The 6,805-nt window shown below is 70.6% G+C and carries 9 protein-coding genes; 3 read left to right on the forward strand and 6 right to left on the reverse strand.

Annotated elements, in window-relative coordinates; all coding sequences use genetic code 11:
- The first annotated feature begins 107 nt into the window (after nt 1-107).
- From FY251_RS13055 to FY251_RS13065, 3 genes are all read left to right on the forward strand, one after another.
- Entirely contained in the window at nt 108-1,652 is a 1,545-nt protein-coding gene (locus tag FY251_RS13055; RefSeq protein WP_007274609.1) for an acyl-CoA carboxylase subunit beta, read from the forward strand.
- The gene (locus tag FY251_RS13060; protein WP_008575700.1) at nt 1,649-1,918 is read left to right on the forward strand and encodes a hypothetical protein; all 270 of its coding nucleotides are present in this window, start codon (nt 1,649-1,651) and stop codon (nt 1,916-1,918) included. Before FY251_RS13055 ends, FY251_RS13060 begins: the two co-directional genes overlap by 4 nt.
- A 64-nt stretch (nt 1,919-1,982) precedes the next feature.
- Nucleotides 1,983-2,270: a hypothetical protein gene (locus FY251_RS13065; protein ID WP_148415267.1), complete on the forward strand. Its 288-nt coding sequence runs from the start codon at nt 1,983-1,985 to the stop codon at nt 2,268-2,270.
- A gap of 36 nt (nt 2,271-2,306) precedes the next feature.
- Here FY251_RS13065 and FY251_RS13070 read toward each other — a convergent pair whose 3' ends face one another.
- The 6 genes from FY251_RS13070 to cofD form a co-directional block, all read right to left on the reverse strand.
- On the reverse strand, nt 2,307-2,963 hold the full coding sequence (locus FY251_RS13070; protein WP_148415268.1) for a glycerophosphodiester phosphodiesterase family protein: 657 nt from the start codon (nt 2,961-2,963) through the stop codon (nt 2,307-2,309).
- 207 nt (nt 2,964-3,170) lie between these two features.
- Nucleotides 3,171-3,359: a 30S ribosomal protein S17e gene (locus FY251_RS13075; RefSeq protein WP_004042417.1), complete on the reverse strand. Its 189-nt coding sequence runs from the start codon at nt 3,357-3,359 to the stop codon at nt 3,171-3,173.
- Nucleotides 3,360-3,383: 24 nt separating this feature from the next.
- The gene (locus FY251_RS13080) at nt 3,384-4,070 is read right to left on the reverse strand and encodes a DUF447 domain-containing protein (protein ID WP_148415269.1); all 687 of its coding nucleotides are present in this window, start codon (nt 4,068-4,070) and stop codon (nt 3,384-3,386) included.
- Nucleotides 4,067-4,927: a triphosphoribosyl-dephospho-CoA synthase gene (locus tag FY251_RS13085; protein WP_148415270.1), complete on the reverse strand. Its 861-nt coding sequence runs from the start codon at nt 4,925-4,927 to the stop codon at nt 4,067-4,069. Before FY251_RS13085 ends, FY251_RS13080 begins: the two co-directional genes overlap by 4 nt.
- Nucleotides 4,927-5,718 carry a tRNA-dihydrouridine synthase gene (locus tag FY251_RS13090; protein ID WP_148415271.1) on the reverse strand — a complete coding sequence of 264 codons (792 nt, stop codon included), beginning with the start codon at nt 5,716-5,718 and terminating at the stop codon, nt 4,927-4,929. The genes FY251_RS13085 and FY251_RS13090 overlap by 1 nt, the downstream gene beginning before the upstream one ends.
- A complete protein-coding gene (gene cofD / locus FY251_RS13095) occupies nt 5,718-6,710 on the reverse strand; it encodes a 2-phospho-L-lactate transferase (RefSeq protein ID WP_148415272.1) in 993 nt (330 codons plus the stop codon). Before cofD ends, FY251_RS13090 begins: the two co-directional genes overlap by 1 nt.
- Between the last annotated feature and the right edge of the window lie 95 nt (nt 6,711-6,805).

Here is a 6,805-nt window from a genome sequence, read left to right on the forward strand (position 1 = left end):
ATCTATTTTTCGACAACTGTCGAATCATGGGTTGCCGGATTGCGGAACTCCTTTGACCGAGGACTGCGGACCGTTGCTCCAATGAGCGAAGGTGGTCTGGCATGACGATGGAAGACCGGATCGACGAACTCCGCGAGAAGCGCGAGGAAGCCCTGAAGGGCGGCGGCGAGGACCGAATCGCCTCCCAGCACGACAAGGGCAAGATGACCGCCCGCGAGCGCATCGACTACTTCCTCGACGACGGCACCTTCCGCGAGTTCGACCAGTTCCGGACCCACCGCAACCACAAGTTCGGCATGGAGGAGACGAAGCTCCCCGGTGACGGGGTCATCACCGGCTACGGCGAGGTGGACGGCCGAACCGTCTTCGTCTTCGCCCACGACTTCACCGTCTTCGGCGGCTCGCTCGGCGAGGTGTTCGCCGAGAAGGTCTGTAAGGTGATGGACAAGGCGATGGAGGTCGGCGCGCCCGTCGTCGGCCTCAACGACTCCGCCGGCGCGCGGATTCAGGAGGGCGTCCAGTCGCTCGGCGGCTTCGGCGAAATCTTCCGCCGCAACACCGAGGCCTCGGGCGTCATCCCGCAGATTTCGGCCATCATGGGCCCCTGCGCGGGCGGCGCGGTGTACTCCCCCGCGCTGACGGACTTCACGTTCATGGTCCGCGACACGAGCCACATGTTCATCACCGGCCCGGACGTCATCAAGACGGTCACGGGCGAGGAGGTCACCTTCGACGAACTCGGCGGCGCGACGACCCACACCTCGACCAGCGGGGTCGCCCACTTCGCCACCGACACCGAAGAACAGGCGCTCGACGACATCCGCCACCTGCTTTCGTACCTCCCGCAGAACAACGTCGAGGACCCGCCGCGCGTCGAACCGTGGGACGACCCCGAGCGCGTCGACGACGACCTCGCCGAGGTCGTGCCCGACCAGCCCCGCAAGCCCTACGACATCCACGACGTGCTCGACGGCGTCCTCGACGAGGGCTCCTTCTTCGGCGTCCAGGAGGACTTCGCGAAGAACATCGTCGTCGGCTTCGGCCGTCTCGACGGTCGCTCGGTCGGCATCGTCGCCAACCAGCCCCGCGTGAACGCCGGCACCCTCAACATCGAGGCCTCCGAGAAGGGCGCGCGCTTCATCCGCTTTTGCGACTCCTTCAACATCCCCATCCTCTCGTTCGTGGACGTGCCGGGCTTCCTGCCCGGCACCGACCAGGAACACAACGGCATCATCCGCCACGGCGCGAAACTGCTGTACGCCTACTCCGAGGCGACGGTCCCCCTCATGACCGTCATCACGCGCAAGGCCTACGGCGGCGCGTACGACGTGATGGCCTCGAAGCACCTCGGCGCGGACGTGAACTACGCGTGGCCGACCGCCGAAATCGCCGTGATGGGCCCGCAGGGCGCGGTCAACATCCTCTACCGCGACGAACTCGACGCCGCGGACGACCCCGACGCCCGCCGCGACGAACTCATCGAGGAGTACCGCGAGGAGTTCGCCAACCCCTACACCGCCGCGGACCGCGGCTTCATCGACGACGTCATCGAACCCGGCGAGACCCGCGAGCGGCTCATCTCGGACCTCCGGATGCTGAACTCCAAGCGCAAGTCCCAGCCCGACAAGAAACACGGCAACATCCCGCTATGAGCGGCGAACTGCTGTCTGGGCTGTCGATTCCGGACGACGCCGACGCCGAGGAGGCCGCGGCCATCGCCGCCGCCGTCGGCGCGCACCTCCACGACCAGTCGGTCGCCGCGGCCGCCGCGGCCGCAGAAGACGGCGAGGAGACGTGGAACGAAAACCGCTGGCGGTACGCCGGCCGCCTCGAATCGGTCACGGGCTGTGGCCGCCGCGTCCCCGCCGGCGCGCCGACCGACGCGTGGGCCGCCTCGGGCCGCGTCGACCGGTTCTAAATCGGAGGTCTGCGGTTTCACGACAGAACGCTTACATTCTCGCCCGGCATCGAGGAGGACCGATATGGTCCAATCCGCGCTCGTCTGGCTGTTTCTCAACGTCGTCCTCGCCGGGTTCGCCGCCGTCGCGGTCGCCGCACACTACGCCGACGAGCGCGAACCCGACTTCGTCTCCGCGGCGCTCGCCGCCGTCTTCGTCGGGACCTGCGTCGAACTCGGGATGGCGAACGGCTACATTCCCGATAGCGCCCTCTCGACTGCCGTCGTCGGGGTCTGCATCGTCGTCGCCCTCGGTGTGAAACGGGACCAATCGGCGTTTCAGGCGTTTCGCGGGGGCGCTCGGTCTCGGTAGTTGGCAGTCAGTAGCCGGCAGTCGGTGGCCCGTCGTTCACCCCGCGACTCCCGGGTCGTCGACGACGACGCCGTCCACGCCGTACTCCCGGAGTCGCCGCGCGACCTCGCGGTCGGGGACCGTCCACGCGTTGACCTCGAAGCCGCGGTCGTGCGCCTCCTCGACCCGCGCCGACGAGAGCAGGTCGTAGTGCGGGTGGACGGCGGCGCAGTTGAGAGCGGTGGCGACCGAGAGCGCGCTCTCCCAGTCGGCGGCGAAGAGAAACGCGACCGGGAGCGCGGCCGTTTCGCGCACCGCTCGAAGTGCGTCCGGGTCGAACGACGACACGAGCACCTCGTGTCCCGCGTCGCCGACGACGGCCGCGAGGTCGGCGGCGAGACCGGTCTGCTTCAGTTCGACGTTGACCGCGACGCGGTCCGGGAGGGCGTCGAACACCGCGGCGAGCGTCGGAATCGGCTCGTCGGAGTCGCCGACCGTGAGCTCCTGTAGCTCCGCCAGACTCGCATCGGCGACGCGGCCGGTCGCGCCGGTCAGGCGGTCGAGCGTCTCGTCGTGGAAGACGACGAGTTCGCCGGAGCCGCAGCGTCGAACGTCGAGTTCGACCCAGTCGAGTCGCGTTGCGGCCGCCTCGAAGGCGGCGAGCGTGTTCTCGGGGGCGAGGGCGGGACAGCCGCGGTGACCGATGACGCGCATGTCGGTGCGTCTCGGGAGGGCGGACTAAACGCTTCCTCCGGTCGGCTCACGAGCGATGGAGGGAGATGGAGAGCGGTGGGGATGGCTCGGGAGCGGTACGTACGGGAATCGTTTACTGGGGACGGCGCGACGGCGCGGCGGACCGGCGCGGCCGCTCCGCGCGGGCCGGAGAAGATGTGTTCGCAGAGAGAATCGACTGACTCGAACTTACGCGCCCTGGCCGCCCTTCTTGCGCGTGATGTAGCCGGCGATGCGGTTGCGGACGCCCTTCGACTCGACCGTGGTCAGTTCCTCGACGCTGTCCTTGTTCGTCTCGAAGTCCGTGTTGAACGCCTGCGGGTATCGCTCCAGCAGGATGTTACCAAGCTGCTTGACGTACTTGGGCTTGATTGCCATGTCGGAAGATTCCCCGGACGAACACTAAAACGATTCGTTCCGTCTCGCGGCCGCCCGCTCGCGCCAGCCCGTCAACTCGTCGATTCGCGCGAACGCCTCGCGCTCTCGTTCCCCGCCGCATTTCTCGACCGTCTCGGCGAAGTAGTCGAGTCGGTCCAGCAGGTCGCCGGTGTCGAAGGCGGGCACGTCGAGCCGCGAGGCCGCCACCGTCGCGTCGATGACCGCGCCGAAGCCGCGGTTGATGGTGAACGGTCGGGTCCGCTCGATTGCGGCGTCGACGGGGCGGAGCTCCCAGTCTTCCCACTCGGTCCCGCCGTCCGCACCGGAATCGACCGGCGTCGCCTCGACTTCGGCCCACGCGTCGGCCGAATCGAGGACCGGCGAATCTCGCTCGTGAATCGTCATCGCGGCCTCCACGAACGCCCGCGGGTCGGAAACGAACTGGACGACGCCGCCGCCCTGCCGGTGGAAGTTCCGGCGCGTTCGGGTGTTGCCCCACGTCGTCGCGGTCGCGGGCGGGTTCGCGGGCCTGCCGGCGGAGGCGTCGCCCTCGTCGTCGCCGCGGTCGGTCTCGGGCGCGTGGACGCCGAGCGCCGCGAAGTTCCACCGGTCGTTCGGCCCGAGCGTGGCGACGACCGTCTCGGTGACGCCGCGGAGTTCCACGGGCCACTCGACCGCGGGTTCGGTTCCCGAGTCGCCCTCGTCGCTCACAGCGGGACCCCCCGCTCCAGCGCGACGAACGTCGCCGCGCAGGCGATGTCGGCGGTCGTCCCGGGGTTGATGCCCTCGGCGACGAACGCCTCGGCCAGCTCCTCGGCCTCGCCGAGGTCCGAGACAGCGGCCGCGCGGTCCATCACGTCGCGGGCGACGGCCTCGCCGTGGTTCGTCGCCACGAGCGTGTCCGGTTCCTCGGCGAGCAAGTCGAGGAACGCGCGGGCGACGCGGTCGGTGACGGGACCGTCACCGGTGAGAATGGCCTCGGCCGCGCGGAACGTCCGAGCGAAGCCGCCGGTCCACTCGCGGGCGTTGGCGTCGCGCTCGGCGCTCAGGTCCATCACGTCGTACAGCGTCAACCCGCGGTCCCGGAGCGCGTCGGCCGCGTCGCCGCCGCGCCGAACGTCGAGGTCGGGGGCGTCCTCCGGTACGTCGCCGACGGCCACGTCCACGTGTTCGAAGGCGCGGTAGAACGCGACCGCGTCGGCGACGGTGGTCGATTCGACCACGGCGGTCGCGCCGGCGGGCGAGAGGTCGCGGCCGTCGTCGGCCGCGGCCCGGACGAGCGGGACGAGAAGCAGGAGACAGCCGAACTGGGTGTTGCCGCCGCCCTGTCGGCTCATGCCGGCGACCGCCTCCTCGAACGCCTCGCCGACCGGTGCGCCCGATTCGGCCAGTTCGAGGCCGTCCGCGGAGCCGACCGCGCCCGTCAGGAAGTGCTCGAAATGCAGGTCAGAGAGGTCGCGGCGGCGGTCGACGTTCCCCGGTTTGGGCGTCCCGGCGACTTCGAGCAGGAGCGCGAGTTCGGCGTGTCGCGCGGGGGCGAACCCGCGGTCGGAGACGGGCGCGACCATCAGGCCGACACCCCGCTGTCGTCGCCCGACTCGGCGGCGTTCTCGCGTTCGGCGAACCAGTCGTCCACGGCGGTTCGGACCCGGCGGAGGACCGTCGGGTTGTCGCTCGGCCGCCCGACGCTCACCGCGTCGGCCCCGTAGTCGAGGTACTCGGTCGCCGTCGCGCGGTCGCGGACGCCGTTGTTGGCGACGAGAAAGAGGTCGGGCGCGGCGGCGGCCACGTCGGCAATCACGGCCTCGGAGTCCATCGCGTCGACGTGGAGCCAGTCGGCCCCCGCGTCGGCGAGCGCGGCCGCGAGGCTCGGGAGGTCGACGCCGTCGATTTCGGCGCGGACTTTCGCGCCGACCGGCGCGTCCGACTCGGCGGCCGCGGCGACGTAGTCGGCCAATCGGTCGCCGTCGCGCAGGAGCGTCTCGCCGCACCCGACGGCGCGGAGTTCGTCCTGTCGGCAGTGGGCGTTTATCTCCACGCCCGCGCCGCGGTCGGCGCAGACGGCGGCGACCGCCCGAATCGGGTCGGGCGAGGTCGCTCTGACGTTGACGGCGACGAAGCGGTCTTCGCCGTCGAATCCGGCGAGGGAATCGAGCTGGTCGGCGACGAAGGCGACCGGGTCGTCGGCGAGGAACTCCGAGCGGCCGCGGGCGACGAGGTCGCGGGCCGCCGCCTGCGAGGGCTCATCGAGGGCGACGCCGCCGAGGAACGCCGCGCCGACGTGGGGGGCCGCGGCGTCGGCCCACGCGGCGTCGGACTCGCCGCTGAGACTCGCGACGGCGACTCGCGGGGCGAACATCACGACACCTCCGCGAGCGCCTCGGAAACGGCGCGGGCGACGCGCTCGGCGTCCTCGGGCCCGTCGATTCGGGTGTCGGTCCTGACCACCGGGCGGTTGAGGTCGGTTCCGTCGTCCGCGTCGAGGACGAACGCGTCGGCGAAGGGGTAGGCCTCGGCGACGCCCGCGGTCGATGGCTCGTAGCCGACGCCGGCCATGAGGTCGGCCGCTGGGCCGGAGAACACGGTGTCCTCCACGAACGGCGAGACGGCGACGACCGGCGTGTCGGCGAGGGCGTCCGCGAAGCCGTCGATGGCGAGCATCGGGCCGATGCTCGTGACGGGGTTCGAGGGGCCGACGACGACGGGCTCTTCGAGCGCGTCGGCGACCTCGTCGGTGACGGTCGCGTCGTCTGCGCCGCGGAACTCCACGTCGCGGACGGTGGGGTCGGCCCGGCGGTGGACCCAGTACTCCTGGAAGTGCATCGTCCCCTCGTCGGTGTGAATCAGGGTCGCCACGGGGTCGTCGCTCATCGGGCGGACCGACACGTCGAGGTCGAAGGCGTCGGCGAGCGCCTGTGTGACCTCGGTGAGCGTGTTCCCCTCGTCGAGAAGCGAGGTGCGGGTGATGTGGACCGCGCGGTCGCGGTCGCCGATTTCCATGAACTCCGCGACGCCCGAAAAGCGCCGCCAGCGGGCGATATCGCGGCCGGCGGTCTGGGCCGACTCGGGGAGGTAGCGCGGGCCGGATTCGAGGCCGGCCGCGTCGGCGAGGCGGTGGAGTTCGTCGTCCGTCGCGGTGGTGTCGCCGGCGACGCCCCACCAGCGGTCGGTGTCGAGGACGCCGCCGCCGGCGAAGAGGACGGTGTCCACGTCGGGACAGACGAGGTGACCGCCGAGTTCCACGTCGTCGCCGGTGTTGGCGACGACGGTCGTCTCGGCGGGGTCGAACACCCCGGCGGCCCCGTCGAGGAGTTTGGGGGTGCCCGTACCCCCGGCGAGGAAGGTGACCATGGTGCGCCGTACGGCGAGTGTCCGTTTGAAAGTTCCTTCACCGGAGACGCCGGCCGGTCGCAGTCAGGGTGTTGTGGGCGCGTTAGGGGCGGGGC

This window comes from Haloferax sp. KTX1 (genome assembly GCF_902410085.1).
In the GTDB taxonomy this organism is placed as follows: domain Archaea; phylum Halobacteriota; class Halobacteria; order Halobacteriales; family Haloferacaceae; genus Haloferax; species Haloferax massiliensis.